The organism is Syntrophales bacterium, from assembly GCA_035363115.1.
Lineage (GTDB): Bacteria > Desulfobacterota > Syntrophia > Syntrophales > PHBD01 > PHBD01.
Genome location: DAOSEM010000002.1, coordinates 311,631 through 326,830 on the forward strand (window position 1 = coordinate 311,631; position 15,200 = coordinate 326,830).

At 60.7% G+C, this 15,200-nt stretch carries 13 protein-coding genes and 1 tRNA gene; 6 read left to right on the plus strand and 8 right to left on the minus strand.

All coding sequences use genetic code 11. The features are described 5' to 3' along the window. Positions 1-18: 18 nt before the first annotated feature. From PLO63_06870 to PLO63_06900, 7 genes are all read right to left on the minus strand, one after another. Positions 19-885, minus strand: a complete 867-nt coding sequence (locus PLO63_06870) for a CoA pyrophosphatase (protein ID HOI73855.1) — start codon at positions 883-885, stop codon at positions 19-21. 99 nt (positions 886-984) lie between these two features. After that, positions 985-2,337 (minus strand): acetyl-CoA hydrolase/transferase C-terminal domain-containing protein, encoded by a 1,353-nt coding sequence (locus PLO63_06875; protein HOI73856.1) that lies wholly within the window; start codon positions 2,335-2,337, stop codon positions 985-987. A 275-nt stretch (positions 2,338-2,612) separates the two neighbouring features. Beyond that, a tRNA-Met gene (locus tag PLO63_06880) sits at positions 2,613-2,689 on the minus strand. A gap of 72 nt (positions 2,690-2,761) precedes the next feature. Further along, complete coding sequence (locus tag PLO63_06885) at positions 2,762-4,522, minus strand: FG-GAP-like repeat-containing protein (GenBank protein ID HOI73857.1); 1,761 nt, start codon at positions 4,520-4,522, stop codon at positions 2,762-2,764. Positions 4,523-4,613: 91 nt separating this feature from the next. Beyond that, positions 4,614-6,506 (minus strand): GNAT family N-acetyltransferase, encoded by a 1,893-nt coding sequence (locus PLO63_06890; protein HOI73858.1) that lies wholly within the window; start codon positions 6,504-6,506, stop codon positions 4,614-4,616. Between the two features lie 44 nt (positions 6,507-6,550). Continuing rightward, a complete protein-coding gene (locus PLO63_06895; protein HOI73859.1) occupies positions 6,551-7,216 on the minus strand; it encodes a hemolysin III family protein in 666 nt (221 codons plus the stop codon). Next, on the minus strand, positions 7,204-7,785 hold the full coding sequence (locus PLO63_06900; protein ID HOI73860.1) for a nitroreductase family protein: 582 nt from the start codon (positions 7,783-7,785) through the stop codon (positions 7,204-7,206). The genes PLO63_06895 and PLO63_06900 overlap by 13 nt, the downstream gene beginning before the upstream one ends. 238 nt (positions 7,786-8,023) lie before the next feature. Between PLO63_06900 and PLO63_06905 the strand changes: the two genes are divergently transcribed. Genes PLO63_06905 through PLO63_06915 form a run of 3 tightly spaced genes read left to right on the plus strand, consistent with a single transcriptional unit; the run spans position 8,024 to position 11,015 of the window. Beyond that, on the plus strand, positions 8,024-9,082 hold the full coding sequence (locus tag PLO63_06905; protein ID HOI73861.1) for a mechanosensitive ion channel family protein: 1,059 nt from the start codon (positions 8,024-8,026) through the stop codon (positions 9,080-9,082). After that, entirely contained in the window at positions 9,079-10,380 is a 1,302-nt protein-coding gene (purB, locus tag PLO63_06910) for an adenylosuccinate lyase (GenBank protein ID HOI73862.1), read from the plus strand. The genes PLO63_06905 and purB overlap by 4 nt, the downstream gene beginning before the upstream one ends. Continuing rightward, complete coding sequence (locus PLO63_06915; protein HOI73863.1) at positions 10,377-11,015, plus strand: hypothetical protein; 639 nt, start codon at positions 10,377-10,379, stop codon at positions 11,013-11,015. The genes purB and PLO63_06915 overlap by 4 nt, the downstream gene beginning before the upstream one ends. Positions 11,016-11,021: 6 nt before the next feature. On the opposite strand, the gene nadB is transcribed toward PLO63_06915, so the two are convergent. Next, positions 11,022-12,665 (minus strand): L-aspartate oxidase, encoded by a 1,644-nt coding sequence (nadB, locus tag PLO63_06920; GenBank protein HOI73864.1) that lies wholly within the window; start codon positions 12,663-12,665, stop codon positions 11,022-11,024. Between the two features lie 149 nt (positions 12,666-12,814). On the opposite strand from nadB, the gene tsaD reads away from it, so the two are divergent. From tsaD to rsmA, 3 genes are read left to right on the plus strand one after another with little or no spacing between them, the layout of a single operon-like run. Further along, the gene (gene tsaD / locus PLO63_06925; GenBank protein ID HOI73865.1) at positions 12,815-13,819 is read left to right on the plus strand and encodes a tRNA (adenosine(37)-N6)-threonylcarbamoyltransferase complex transferase subunit TsaD; all 1,005 of its coding nucleotides are present in this window, start codon (positions 12,815-12,817) and stop codon (positions 13,817-13,819) included. After that, complete coding sequence (locus PLO63_06930; GenBank protein ID HOI73866.1) at positions 13,795-14,265, plus strand: DUF2062 domain-containing protein; 471 nt, start codon at positions 13,795-13,797, stop codon at positions 14,263-14,265. The genes tsaD and PLO63_06930 overlap by 25 nt, the downstream gene beginning before the upstream one ends. Next, positions 14,262-15,137 carry a 16S rRNA (adenine(1518)-N(6)/adenine(1519)-N(6))-dimethyltransferase RsmA gene (rsmA, locus tag PLO63_06935; protein ID HOI73867.1) on the plus strand — a complete coding sequence of 292 codons (876 nt, stop codon included), beginning with the start codon at positions 14,262-14,264 and terminating at the stop codon, positions 15,135-15,137. Before PLO63_06930 ends, rsmA begins: the two co-directional genes overlap by 4 nt. Positions 15,138-15,200: the final 63 nt, after the last annotated feature.

Sequence of the window (15,200 nt, forward strand, 5' to 3'; positions counted from 1 at the left end):
TCATCGTGTCCGGGGCGCTCAGTCCGCAGCGGGAATTCTTCCCGCAACGCGCTGTCCCGTCAGGTAATCCGCCCGGAGGCTGCGTTCGATGGGTTGCCCTTTCTGCCAGTCCGGCAGATCGAAATCGAAGACGATCTTCAGCATCTTCATGATGATGTAAAAAGTCGCTCCCCAGAGGATTTCCGTGGTTCCGTCGGCTTCACGGTGGATCAGGCATGGAAAGTCCTGGCAGACCTCGTCCTTCGAGCCCGAGACCTCCGTATAGGTCACGATGTAGCGCCCGTAACTCTCCTCCATAAAGAAAGAATCCAGGGGAATCTCGACCACCCGGGCCACCTCGCGGTTGGGCCGGAATGCCCATGGCGCGTGAACCATCCCCATCAGAGGGAAAATCGTCCTTCGGAACAGGATGAGGGAATAGGTGGGAAGGGGGCCGAGAAAACGGATCCGGAGAGGATTCAGACCGACTTCCTCCCAGGTTTCTCGGATGGCGTTCGCCAGGAAGAGGCAGATCAACCGGTGCTCCCGGTGGCCCCGGAGACGGGACAGTTCCCGGGGACGTCCCTGAATGACGGGCATGGAGCAGGAACACAGAAGGTGCCGGAATGCGACATCTACGGCCCCGTGAAGCATCCCTCCCGGACAGCTCAGGTCGCCGGGCTGGGCCACTGTGGCGGAGCGTTTGATGAGCTGCAGGTATGGAATGTCTCCATCCATCCGGAGCAGGAGGAGGACCCCTGCGGCCTGCGCCCCCTCCTTCCGGCCGGCCCGGATGGCGGCATAGCGCTCGGCATAATCGATGGATGTCACGCCCAGGCTTTCTGTGATGCGGGATGGCAGATCCTGGACGGGATGCAGGGAATATTGTTTTGCCAGCGTTTTCATGGAGGGCACCATAGCACCATGCCGGCGGGGGCGTCCATGAAAACAGAAAGCCCGGCCTGGGGCCGGGCTTCTTGTGTAGCGGTGCCAGAAAAGGGTTGATCAACCCTTTCCGTTTCCGTTTCCGTTCTTTCGCCAGATGTTCATTTTTTCCGCTTCTTTGATCAGGCCGTCCCGCAGATCCGGATGGGCGATGTTGATCAGGGCTTCGGCTCTCTGCCAGGTGGATTTTCCGGCCAGGTCGGCAACGCCGTATTCCGTAACGATCATGTGGGCCTGGGTTCGCGGGACCGTTACGATCGATCCGGCGGGCAGGGTGGGGACGATCCGGGACTTGGTCTCCCCCGTCTTCTTGTCCTTGTAGGATGCGTTGCAGCAGATGAAGGACATGCCGCCGTCGGACATGTAGGCGCCCGTGGCGAAATCAAGCTGTCCGCCGGTGCCGCTGATGTGTCTCGGTCCCGATGACTCGGACGACACCTGCCCGAAGAGATCGACTTCCACGCAGGCGTTGATGGAAACCATATTGTCGTGCTGGCACATGACGTGAGGGGCGTTGGTGTAGGAGACGGGATAGGACGCCAGCGAGGGGTTCAGGTCGATCCAGTCGTAGAGGAACTGGCTGCCCGCGGCAAACGCATAAGCGCTCTTCTTCTTGTCCACGCCCTTCTTCTTGTTGGTCAGTTTGCCGGCCTGGTACATGTGATAGTATGCATCCACCAGCATTTCCGTGTGGCATCCCAGGTCCTTGATGTCCGATTCGGCCAGCTGTGTCCCGATGTAGTTGGGAAGACCGCCGATACCAAGCTGGATGCAGGCGCCGTTGGGAATCATGGGAACGATGTGGCTGGCGATCTTCACATCGATCTCGGTGGGGGCTGCCGGGGGGATCGCCTCGACCTTCGATTCGTGCTCAACGACATAGTCGACCTCGGAGATGTGCACGACCTCGTCGCGTCCGCCCATGGCCCAGGGGAGAAGCGGGTTTACTTCGACGATGATCTTCTTGGCGACGTCCATGGCCGCGCGCACGGCCGCGTTGCCCATGTGCGTGTTGAAATAGCCGTCTTTGTTCATCTTGGTCACGCGGAGCATGGCAACGTCGACGGACTTGATGCTCTTCTTGTAGAAGAGGGGCTGATTGCGGAAAATCATGGGGTGGTAATAGCACCGGCCTTTATCGTGAAGCTTGCGTGAATAGCCGGAGAAATGCCAGTCCTGGTAGGTAAAGACTTCTCCTTCGGGGTCGGCTTCGACGCACGCTTGGGGTGTCAGGCTCAATGTGTGCCGAATGTTGATGTTTTTGAGTTCATCCTTGCGTGCGGCAAGGGCCTTGTCCAAGGCGATCGGCTTGGTGTGGCCGAACCCATAGTCAATCCAGTCTCCGCTCTTGACCACTTTCACAGCATCTTCCGGGCTAACGAGTTTCTTCCGATACTCCTCTGCGTACGACATGAACACCTTCCTCCTTAGTTAGAATTTACACTCCTCCCCCTGTCAGGCGCTGCCGTCAGTTTGCGGAAGACGGAGTCTCCCGGCAACCGCGCCGGAAGTTCAATTTCTCCCGCTGCTACACTGCATTCACTTGTATAAGGGGTGCCGTCCCGTAGCATATCGGTTTTGAAAAATCAACATGCGAATAAGGGGTGAAGCAGAATGACCTGATTCAAACAGCAATCAGCGCCAAAAAAGAAAGACCCGGAGTTTCCACTCCGGGTCCGATTTGTTCATGGTAGCGGTGCCTGGATTCGAACCAGGGACACTACGGATATGAGCCGTATGCTCTGACCAACTGAGCTACACCGCCGCTTGCCTTTGCAAAACAGGCGACCGCATTATAACAGAAATACGATCTTGTCAACCCTCCGTTTGAGGCCTTCTATTTCTGGATCTCCATGGGTTCCGCCTGGGGGATCTGGGTGGCCACCGGCGTCATCTTGTAGGCCGCCAGGACGCTCGACTCGCCGAACGATGCTCCTGTCGAGAGAACAAGGGCCATGACGATCTCGTTTTCCCCATCGTTGTCCACGTCCTTGTACTGGTAATCGGCCACGTACCCGTTGATCTTCCGGGTTCGCCAGTTCTCTACCATGCCGACGCCGTCCCATTCAATGTTGTAGAACTCGCTCGACGTATAGAGCTTCACGTTTCGCATGATCCGGGCGGATGCGGAGATGTTTTTTACCAGCAGGATCTCCCGTCGTCCGTCCTTGTTGAGGTCCGTTGTAAGGATGCGTGTGTTGACCCAGTATTTGCTCAGGTAGGCCTCCACGCCCGTGGCGCCGGTCGGGGCCTCAACGTAAAGGTTGCTTCCGCCGAAGGGGTCGTCGCTTTTGTACAGGAGTTCGCTGGCGCCACCGAATTTCTGTAGTGATTTCAGCGGTTTCTCCGTCTCCTGGTAAATGCAGAGATAGTCGTCCTGATTCAGGGCGATAATCCTCGACGGACCCTGGCCGAGATCGTCAATGGTCAGGCCGAAGACGGACATGCCAAGGGGGATCTTCATCCTCTGGCCTTCGGTATAACGGGTGCCGTCCCAGACGATTTCATGGATCTGGGTTTCAAAAGGCATGAATTCATTGGTGTCCATGGAGATGTTCATGCCGTGGTATCGCTGACCCAGGAGCTGCTGGCTTGCCGGGTTATGCCGGTTGATCACCCGGAAGAACCACGGAAGCCTCGACGCGATCTGGACGAACTTGCCGTCCTGCCATTCGTAGACGAAGGAGTTGACGGAGTTTTCAAGGGAGTTGGTCACGATGATTTCGGGAACACCGTTGCGGTTGATGTCCGCGACGTCCACCGTCATATAATTATCCGAGGATCGCCCGCTGATCTTCTGGAGCATCCGGAATTCCTTTCCCTTTTTCTGAAAGATCCGGATCTCGTTGCGGGAGATGGTTACGATCTCATTCAGGCCGTCCTTGTTTACGTCCCCGATGTCCATGCCCCGGAACTCGAGGGGGAAACGCTCGCTCATCCAGAATCCTTTGCGGTCCACCGGCTGCATGGCATTGATGAAGTCGGGATTGATGGCACCCGTGAATGTCCCGGCCTTACCCTTACGCATGCCGGCGATGATTTCCGATTCCCTTGTGCTCGTGCCCGAGGGCATGACGGCCGTCGGCGGAGGAAGGGGTGTGAGGGGCGTGGCTTCCGGTGCTGCGCCGCCCAACACATGGGTCTCAATTTTCTGTGCGAATTCCGTTATTTTTGGAATGACCTCGTCCATCCCCTTCGACGAGGTAAAAACGCCGACGGGTGACTTGCTCGTCGCGATGTCCACGAGCTTGGCGTCGATGCTCAGGTTGGCACCGATCTTGGTGACGCTGCCTGCGACAACGTAGTCGGCTTTGAGAGATTTTCCCACGGCCTGTAGCTCCGCCAGGGGCATTTCCTTGCCTGCCCTGTTGCCGAGCACGCCCAGCACCGTATCTTTGCCGGGCACCGCAATCTTGCCGGAGCTCGACAGGCGGCTGGACAGCATGTTCCAGATACCCTGCTGGACATAGTCGATGTTTTCAGCACTGGAGACTGAGAACGGCAGCACAGCCACAGTCTTGGTGTCCCTGGCCCAGACCAGCCCGGCCGCCACGACCAGCGCCGCTGCAATTACGAGAACTCCAAAACGCTTCATCATGGTTTTCCTTTCCACAGGTCCCTGTTTGAAACATCGACGCGGTTCTAACATGGTGAATCCGCGCCTTCAAGGTTTTTAATCTTACATGTTTTTAATCTTTTCCCCGGGTTCCTTCTTCGGGGTCCATCAGCGGGATCGTCAGGTTGTATATCCCGTATTCCATGACGGCCCGGAGGGGGTAGGGGACCTTCTCGAAGACCTTCATCATGGCCTTGTTGTCGGCGAACACGTCGGCCGTAAAGGCCTCGATTCCCTGATCCCGGGCCACATGGATCAGCATCTCCAGGAGGAATGAAGCGATTCCCCGGCCCTGGTAGCGCTCTTCCACGACGAAAGCCATGTCGGCATGGAGGGGGCGGTCGCGGTGACGGACATACCTCCCCTCGGCGACGATCCGCTCCACGCCGTTCTCCTCGACGACGCCGACGATGGACAGGGCGCGCCGGTAGTCGACATTGACGTACTCCTGCATCTTCGTGTGGGGCATGGCCTTGATGGGGCTGAAGTAGCGGTAATAGACGGTCATGTCGGAGAACCGGTAGAAAAGCCGCCTCATTTCTTCTTCGTCGGAAGGCTTGATGGCCCGGAAGCGTACCGTGAGATCACCCTTGAACGTATGGGCGGTCGTTATTTTTTCGGGATAAAAGAACCCGGCTTCGGAGAGGAAAATCTGGTCCGCGTAGAGAATCCGGGAGTCCTTGGCCTGGCGGACCAGTTCGGCCCGGTCGTCCGGATGGGCGATGTCGATGATCGCCTGGGCCCGCTCCCGCACGGTCCGCCCCGTCATGGAGGCGATACCGTACTCGGTGATGATCAGGTCGAGGGACTCCCGGTTGGTGAACTGGTTCGGATATTCGTCCGCTGACAGGACGATGTTGGACTTGCCCTTGAGGTTCCGGCTGGGCAGGGCGAAGATCGTCCTTCCCCCCTTGGACCACTCCGCCCGGGCGAAGATATCCTGGGCCTGCCCCGGTGTGGCGGTGATGTTTCCCCGGCCCACATGAAGGGCGATTCCGCCGGTGATGTCCACCTTCCGGGCGGGCAGGATCGCGATCATCCTGTCGTTGAGGCTCATGCGCGAGTAGTCGGACACGACGTCGATGGACTGGAATTCCACCATGGGGTTCCGGTGGAGCCACTTCATCAGTTCGGGGGTTCCCTGGGCATAAACGGTGAGGGACTTCCCGCGGAAATACCCTTTTTTCATGTTCGTGACAGCGCCGCATTTCACCAGTTCCATCAGGGGATCCGTAAAGAACGTTGAATGGATGCCCAGGTTCCGCTTCCGCGTCAGATGTTTTCCCAGGGCCTCGAAAAGGGTCCCCGAGTAGAAGGACAGGCAACTCCCGTCCTCGATGACGGAGGCGATGTTGAATGCCACTTTGTCCAGCACCTCGTCCACGGGCCAGCGGGGGAAATAGATCAGGGGCTCGTCGGACTGGACCAGGTAATTGAATTCGCTGACGTGGACATGGGTGTTGCCGGTTGTCCAGGGGACGTCGGGATTGATCTCTCCCACGACGAGCGATGCCCGTTCGAGGGCGTATTTCGGGACGTCCGCCGACACCCCGAGGCTGACGTACCCGTTTTCATCGGGAGGTGTGATCTGCACGAAGGCCACGTCGATGCGGATCGTGCCGTTATGAATGAGCCGAGGGATGTCGGAGTACCGGCAGGGGATCAGGTCCACGGAGCCGGACGTGATGGCGGGACTGGCCAGCCACCCGGAGAAGAACGTCTTCATGCGGAATTTATGGGCGTTGGCCGTGCTGCTGTAGGAAATGGCATCCCCCATGCTGACCAGCTGAATCAGCTCCAGGTCGTTCAAGTTCGGCAGGCTCGAGTTCATCAGGCGTTTCACGAGGGTCCGGGGCTCAGAAACGCCGGTTCCGAGGAAGATACTCATTCCCGGTTCGATCTTTGTGAGAACGACATCCGGGGAAACCATCTTTTTCTGCCAGTCCAGGTCGTCGAGATTGAGCATGTTTGAATCCTTCTAAGGTTAATTGTTTCTGGAAACCGGCTCGTTCAGGAGTTCCCGGCCGGGATGACATGGAAAAGGACGGCAAAGAAGTGGCACAGGCTGCCGCCCAGGACGAAGACGTGCCAGATGGCGTGGGAGTAGGGGAGGCGTTTCATGAGGTAGAAGAGGGCGCCGACCGTGTAGAAAAGCCCTCCCGCCACGAGCCAGGCCAGTCCTGCAGCGGACAGACCTGCCAGGAGGGGCTTGATGGCGAACACTGCCAGCCATCCCATGAGGATGTAGGCGATCGTGGCCGCCGTCCGGAATCGATAGACGAAAAAAATCTTGAAGACGATGCCGACGATGGCGATTCCCCAGACGACGCCGAGGAGCGTCCATCCCCACTCCCCCTGGAGGGTTACCAGCGTGAAAGGCGTGTAGGTACCGGCGATGAGCAAGTAGATGCAGGCATGGTCCAGGGTCTTGAAAATGTGCTTCAGATGGGGCGAGCGTGTGCTGTGATAAAGGGTGGAGGCCGTGTACAGGAGGACCAGGCTCGCTCCGAAGACGCTGCAGCCCACGATATGGCGAGCACTGCCGTGGAGGCTCGCGAAGATCACCATGATGGTCAGGCAGGCGACGCTCAGGAAGGCGCCCGCCCCGTGGGTGAGGCTGTTGAAGAACTCCTCGTATGAAGAGGTTCGGGGATTGTCCATCGCTATGCTTTCCACGGGCCTTCCACGATGATGTCCGACAGGGGCTTCCGGTCGGAGGGGAATTCCCTTTTCTGAAGGTGTTCCGGAAGATCTTCCATTCTCCCGGGCCGGCCGACGGCGATCATGGCCTCCACCTGGAAAAAGTCGGGCATGGCCAGCTCCACCTTCGCACGGTCATAGTCGAATCCCTGCATCCCGTGAACGACCAGCCCCATGAGGGATCCCTGAAGGGCCAGGTGCCCCCAGGAGGCACCGGCGTCATAGCTGTGGGTGCGGGCGAATTTTCCGCTGTCGAAGGTCGTCTTCGAGGCGACCACGACCAGGACCGCCGCCCGGTTTGCCCAGATCCGGTTGCTTTCCGTGAGGAGGGAAAGAAACAAGGGCCAGTGCCGGGTGTTGCGCCGGCCGTAGAAAAACCGCCACGGCTGGTTATTATTGGACGAAGGCGCCCACCGGGCGGCCTCGAACAGGGTCATGAGTTCCGCTTCCGTGATCTCCTCGCCGGACATGGCCCGGGGGGACCAGCGGTTCGGAAACAGGAGATCCACCGGATGGGTCGGCTTGCGGAAGTCTCGGATGTTCATCGAATCCTTTGCAACATCTCTACGGTATGCGTTTTGCCGCCGTTGTGGGACAGCGGAACGGCCAATTGGCTGCTCTATAGGTTCACTCGACGGGTCTTGTCAATCCATTTGAAAACCGATGCCTGCCACCCGGCAAATCCGTTTTTGTACAAAGGGACTTGCGCCACACGGGAATCCGGGGTAGAGGAACCGCCTGGCCGGGATTGCAGAAGCAGCCCGGACACCCGATAGGTTATCCATGACCGAAATCCTGACACGGCACACGTACATTTTACCCCTGCTCCTGCTTGCGGCGGGATTCTTCTGTGGCCTCGCCGCCGACGTCCTCGCACGCCGGTTCCTGCGCCGGGTCGTCCGTCGTACCGGCTGGGAGGGTGGTAATGTCCTCGTCACGGCCCTGCGGCGGATGGGAATCTACTGGTTCACGGCTGCAGCCGCGTATGTCGCCATCCACGCGGTTACCCTGTCGGTCCATCTCACCGGCATCCTGGAAAAGGGCATCCTGGTCCTGGTGATCCTTTCGGTCTCGTTCTTTTTTGCCCGCCTGACCGTGGGCGTCGTCAATCTCTACAGCAGCCGGGCCGGCGGCGTTTTCGTCACCACGACCCTCTTCGCCAACATCGCGAAGGGGCTGGTCCTGCTCCTGGGATTCCTGGTCATCCTGCAGACCCTCGGGATCTCCATCACCCCGGTTCTGACAGCCCTCGGCGTGGGCGGCCTGGCGGCGGCGCTGGCCCTCCAGGACACGCTCTCCAACCTCTTTTCGGGGATCCAGATCATCGCCTCCCGGCAGATCCGGCCGGGAGACTATGTGAAGCTGGCCGGTGGTGAAGAGGGGGTCGTGCATGACATCACCTGGCGAAGCACGACGATCAGGGCGATGCCGAACAACATGATCGTGATCCCGAACGCCGAGCTGGCCAAGACCAGAATTACCAACTTCGATCTGGGGGAGAGTGAAATGAGCATCGTCGTCCCCGTCGGGGTGAGCTATGGCAGCGACCTGGAAAGGGTTGAAAAGATCACGGTGGATGTGGCAAAAGAGGTTCTCGGGGAAATTGAGGGCGGCGTTCCGGAATTCGAGCCGCTCGTCCGTTTCACCGCGTTCGGCGATTCGAGCATCAACTTCAACGCGGTCCTCCGGGTCCGGACCTATGCGGACCAGTTCCCGGTCCGCCACGTGTTCATCAAGCGCCTGTTCCAGAGATACCGGAAAGAGGGCATCGAAATTCCCTTTCCCATCCGCACGATATACATGAAGGGCGGCGGGAAGGAAGACCAGAGGAGCGATTCGTGATCCCCAGATATTCCCGAGAAGCCATGACCCGCATCTGGAGCGCCGAGAACCGTTACCAGGCGTGGCTGGACATCGAAATCCTGGCCTGCGAGGCCTTTGCCGAGCGGGGAGAGATTCCCCGGGAGGCCCTGAACGCAATCCGGGAACGGGCCGGATTCGACGTGGAGCGCATCGACGAGATCGAAAAGGTGACCAGGCACGACGTGATCGCCTTTCTCACCTCGGTGACGGAGAAGGTGGGGGAGGAGGGGCGGTTCATCCACATGGGCCTCACCTCCTCGGACATCCTCGATACGTCCCTGGCGGTCCTGTTGAAAGAGGCCGCGGAAATGCTGCTCGCGGACCTCGACCGCCTCCTTGCCGTCCTGAAAAAGAGGGCCTTCGAGCACAAACGGACCCTGATGATCGGCCGCTCCCACGGCATTCACGCGGAGCCCATCACCTTCGGGCTTAAAATGGCCCTGTGGTACCAGGAGATGCAGCGCAACCGGCTCCGCCTCGAACGGGCCCTGGAGATCATCAGCGTCGGCAAACTGGCGGGAGCCGTGGGCACCTTTTCCTTTGTGCACCCGGACGTGGAAGAGTACGTCTGCGGAAAGCTCGGCCTGAAGCCCGCCCCGGTCTCCTCCCAGATCGTCCAGCGGGACCGGCACGCGGAGTACTTCTCCACGCTCGCCATCATCGGCTCCTCCATCGACAAATTCGCCCAGGAAATCCGGCTGCTGCAGAGGACAGAGGTGCGCGAGGCGGAGGAGTACTTCTCTCCCGGCCAGAAGGGGTCCTCCGCCATGCCCCACAAGCGGAACCCCGTGCTCTCGGAGAATCTCTCCGGCCTCGCCCGCCTGATGCGGTCCTATGCCCTGGCGGCTCTCGAGGACGTTGCCCTGTGGCACGAGCGCGACATCAGCCACTCGTCGGTGGAGCGCGTCATCGGCCCGGATGCGACGATTCTCCTGGACTTCATGCTGGCCCGCTTCACGGGCCTCGTGGAGAAGCTGGTGGTCTACCCGGAGCGGATGAAGGCCAATCTGGAGATGACCCACGGCGTGATCTTCTCCCAGATGGTTCTCCTGAAGCTGGTCGAGAGCGGGATGACCCGGGAGAACGCCTACGCGGCGGTACAGAGAAATGCCATGGCTTCCTGGGAGCGCGGGCTTCCTTTCCGGGATCTGCTCCGGCAGGACGGCGAGATCACTGCCCGCATCGGGGATGAGGAGCTGGATGAGGCGTTCCGGGTGGAAAATTTCCTCAGGCACGTGGATTACATCTTTCAGCGCGTTTTCGGGGAGGAGGCATGAGCGAACCGATTTTTCGACCGCGGGGAGAATCGGCCCGGTTTGCCGCACCGGTGCTGCTTGTTTTGATCCTGGCGTTTATGACCGGCTGCGACTATCTGCGGAGCTACGTGGAAATGGTACCGGAGAAGGGGGTCTCCCGGGAGTATCTGGTGGCGCTGGACGCCTCGACGCGAAGCCGGGGCCTGCATTCTCAGCTCGAGACCCGGGCCGGCCTGACCGCCACGTTCAAGTCCGCCGGGTTCCGGGCCGCTTATGTGAAAGACTACGCCCGGCTGTACGGCCTGACGGAAGAGCAGATGAAGTCCCGCCGGGAGGTGCTCGACGAAATGGCCTCCGATTTCGACGAGTTCTTCCTCTATGCCGCCATGCCGGACAGGGATGCGAATGATTTCGACCGGAGCGGGTCCATCTGGAAAATCTATCTGGTCGACGACCAGGGGACCCGGTTCGAGCCCATGGAGGTGCGGCGCATCGGCAAAGTGACCCCCCTGGTGACCGCCTTCTATCCCTATGTCAACCCCTACCACGGAACATGCTACAGCCTGAAATTCAAGGCGGGGTCCGTTCCGAAGGAGGGGTCCTTCCGGCTGGTCTTTACCGGCGTCCTCGGAAAGGTCGAGCTGGCCTGGCTCTGAGCAGGGTCAGATCGCCAGAGGATTCGAGAAGTTGCCCCGGTAATAGGAAGGCTGGACCAGTTCCGTGTCCCGCAGCCAGTGTTCATCGTCCCGTTCCGGGTAGTCGATGGTGAAGTGAAGCCCCCGGCTCTCCTTGCGCTGGCGGGCACATTGCACGATCAGGCCCGCCACCGTGGCGATGTTCCGCAGCTCCAGCAGGTCTTTCGTGATGAGGAAGTTCCGGTAGTATTCGTCGATCTCCCGGCTGATCAGCTCGATGCGCCGCTCCGCCCTCTCCAGGCGCTTGTCCGAGCGGACGATCCCTACGTAGTTGGACATGCAGGACCGGATTTCGTCCCAGTTGTGCGATACCACGATGGATTCGTCGCTTTCAGTGGCGCCGCGGGGGTCCCACGCCGGAATGGGTACGGGATCGTCCGGGACGGACGAGAAGCGCTCCCGGATCCGGAGGAACGTCCGGTGGCTGATGACCACCGCCTCCAGGAGGGAGTTGCTGGCCAGGCGGTTCGCCCCGTGCAGGCCGGTGCAGGACACTTCGCCGCTGGCAAAGACTCCGGGAATGCTCGTTTCTCCGTGGGCGTCCACCACCACGCCCCCGCACTGGTAATGGGCCGCCGGGGCGACGGGAATGGGCTGCCGGGTAATGTCCAGGCCGAATTCGAGGCACCGGGCATAGATGTGGGGAAAGCGGCCGATGACGAAGTTCCGGTCGCGGTGCGAGATGTCCAGGAGAACGTATTCTTCCCCGGATTTCTTCAACTCCCTGTCGATCGCCTGGGCCACCACGTCCCGGGGGGCGAGGCTTTTCATGGGGTGGTACCTGTCCATGAACGGGGTGCCGTTCTTCAGCTTCAGGATCGCTCCTTCGCCGCGGACCGCCTCACTGATCAGGAAAGCCTTGGCTTCCGGGTGGTACAGGCAGGTCGGATGGAACTGGATGAACTCCATGTTGGCGATCCGGGCACCGGCCCGGTAGGCCATGGCCACGCCGTCGCCGGTGGCGATGTCGGGATTCGTGGTGATGAGGTAGACCTTGCCGGTGCCGCCTGTGGCCAGGATCACGAAGCGGGCGCGGAACGTGTGGATCTCGCCGCGGAGGATATCCAGGACGTAGGCGCCGAGGCACCGGTCGTCCTCGGTGAACCATTGTCCCGGGATGCGGGACTTCAGGATCAGGTCGATGGCGAAGTGGTTTTCATAAAAGCGGATGTTCGGTTTCGAGGCGGCCATGTCCGACAGGGCCCGCTCGATTTCCCGGCCCGTCAGGTCGTGGGCGTGCAGGACCCGGCGCGCGCTGTGTCCACCTTCCCGGCCCAGGTCGAAGCGGTCGGGGTGATCCTTGGCCCGGGTGAACTGGACCCCCCACTCCACCAGTTCCCGGATCCGCTCCGGTCCCTCTTCGATGACGAACTTCACCACGTCGGACCTGCAGAGGCCGGCCCCGCAGACGAGGGTGTCCTCGATGTGGGCGGCAAAGGAGTCCGTTTCCGCCTGGACGGCGGCGATTCCACCCTGGGCGTAGTTTGTGGAGGATTCGATTTTTTCCTTTTTGGTGACGATGGCCACGCTGCCCAGGCCGGAGGCTTTGATGGCGAGGCTGAGGCCGGCGATTCCGCTGCCCAGGATCAGAAAGTCCGTCTTGATCTCCATGATCGGTGCGCTCCCCGTCGTCTTCCCGGCCGGACCGAAGTCTGAACGCTGACCGGACGACCGGGGTCCGGCGAACTTTACAAAATCAGGCGACTTCTATATAGTCTCCCGGCCTGATTGTAAACGAAAAACACCGGGAGAACGTGATCATGCTGGTTCTGGCCATCGAGACATCCTGTGACGAGACGGCGGCGGCGGTCGTCCGGGACGGTCGCGTCATGCTTTCGAACGTCATCGCTTCCCAGATCGACGTCCACAGCCGATTTGGAGGCGTCGTGCCGGAGATCGCCTCCCGCAAGCACATCGAGGCAATTGGAGCCGTGATCCTGCAGGCCCTCGACGACGCCGGAACCACACTTGACGAGATTGATGGGATCGCCGTCACACGGGGACCCGGCCTGGTCGGATCCCTCCTGGTGGGCCTCTCCGCGGCCAAGGCGGTCGCTTTCGGACGGAAGCTTCCCTTTGTCGGGGTCAACCACCTGGAGGGACACGTAGCGGCCGTTTTCCTGTCCGACCGCCGGCCTTCCTTTCCCTTCGCCGCGCTCGTAGTCTCTGGCGGGCACACGACGATCTACCGGGTGGACGATTTTTCGCGTTTCTCCATCCTCGGGCAGACGCGGGACGACGCTGCCGGAGAGGCCTTCGACAAGGCGGCGAAGCTCCTCGACATCGGCTATCCCGGCGGGGTTGTCATCGACCGCCTGGCGAAACAGGGGGACCCGTCCTCCGTTCCGTTTCCCCGGGCCATGCGGGACAGCCTCGAGTTCAGTTTCAGCGGCCTCAAGACGGCGCTCCTGAACTACGTGAAACAGAAGGGTATGCCGGGAACGGAAGCAATGCCGGGGGTTGTGGCCAGTTTCCAGGAGGCCGTGGTCGACGTGCTCGTGGAGAAGACCCTCCGGGCAGCAGATGAGAATGGCCTCGGGCAGGTGGTGGTCTGCGGGGGAGTGGCCGCCAACAGCAGGCTCCGGACGCGGTTCCAGGAAGACGCCCGGGAGCGGGGAATCGAGGTGCTCGTCCCGCCCCCCGTTCTGTGCACCGACAACGCCGCCATGATCGCCGTCGTGGGCGATTACCGGCTCTCCATGGGCATGCGGGATTCCTTCGACCTGAATGCCGTTTCCCGGTGGCCCCTGTCTTCGTTCCGATGAACCCGCTCAAGGAATGGCTCGCCGGATTCTACCGGCGCTTCGTGAGCCTTCGGGGGGACCCCCGGCACATCTCCCTCGGGTTTGCCATCGGTGTTTTCATCGGCACGACCCCGACGATTCCGTTCCATACGACGCTGGTTCTGGCCGCATCCGCTCTCTTCCGCCAGCATCTATCATCGGCATACCTGGGGTCCTGGCTCATTTCCAACCCTCTGACGATCCCGATTCTGTACGTGTCCCAGTACGAGGCGGGCCGCCTTCTGCTGGGCATGGAGCGATGCACCCTGGTCCTTCCCGATTACTCGCTGGCGTCGGTCGCCGGTCTGGGCTGGGAGATCCTCCTGCCGCTCCAGGTCGGGGGCCTCCTGTTTGCGCCGGTCTTCGCACTGCCGGCCTATCTCGTTACGAGGCGGCTGCTTGTCGCCTGGAGGGCCGAAAAAGCATGATCACACCACGGAAAGTTCTCCGTTCCCGGGGGCTCAGGCCGAGAAAAAAGCTGGGGCAGTGTTTTCTCCAGGACCGCAATATCCTGGAGAAGATCGCCGCTATGGCGGAGATCGGGGGTGCCGGGACGGTGGTTGAGATCGGCGCCGGGACGGGGGTTTTGACGGAACGGATCGCGGAGGTGGCCGGGCACGTCCTGGCCGTCGAGGTGGATCCGCGGATGACGGAAATCCTCGAGGAGCGTTTCCAGGACCGGGGCAACGTCGAGATTGTCCACCGCGATGTCCTGGAGGTCGATTTCTCCACACTTGCAGGCGGTGAGGGCGGGGAGGGGATCACGGTGGTCGGCAACATCCCCTATTCCCTGTCGACGCCGATCCTGTTCCATCTGCTGGCGCACCGGAGGCGGATCCGGAGGGCGGTGCTGATGTTCCAGAAAGAACTGGCGGAGCGACTGGCGGCGTCTCCGGGGACGAAGGAATACGGCATCCCATCGGTCCTGGTGGCCGCCTCTGCCCGCGTTACCCAGCGACTGGACGTTCCTGCCACCTGTTTCTATCCTGTTCCCCGGGTCCACTCCCGGGTGCTGCGCTTTGACTTTCTCAAGGAACCGCCGTTTCCGCTCGGAGAAGAGGCGTATTTTACGGCGCTTGTCCGGGCGGCCTTTGCCAGCCGGAGAAAGACGATATACAATAATCTTTCGAGGGCATCCCTGGGATTGCCCGCGGGCAGCGACCTTGACGTTCTCCTCCGGTCCTCGGGAATCGACCCGGTACGCCGGGCAGAGACCCTGTCTCCCGCTGAATTCGGCCGGCTCAGTGCCGTACTCCTGGAGACCTCGCGAAAAGGCCTTGACAACAGGGACCCCGTTTGATACGGCGTTTTTGCCGCTTGGATCCGGAGACGGACTGAGACGGAAAGGTCAGGCAAAGGATTG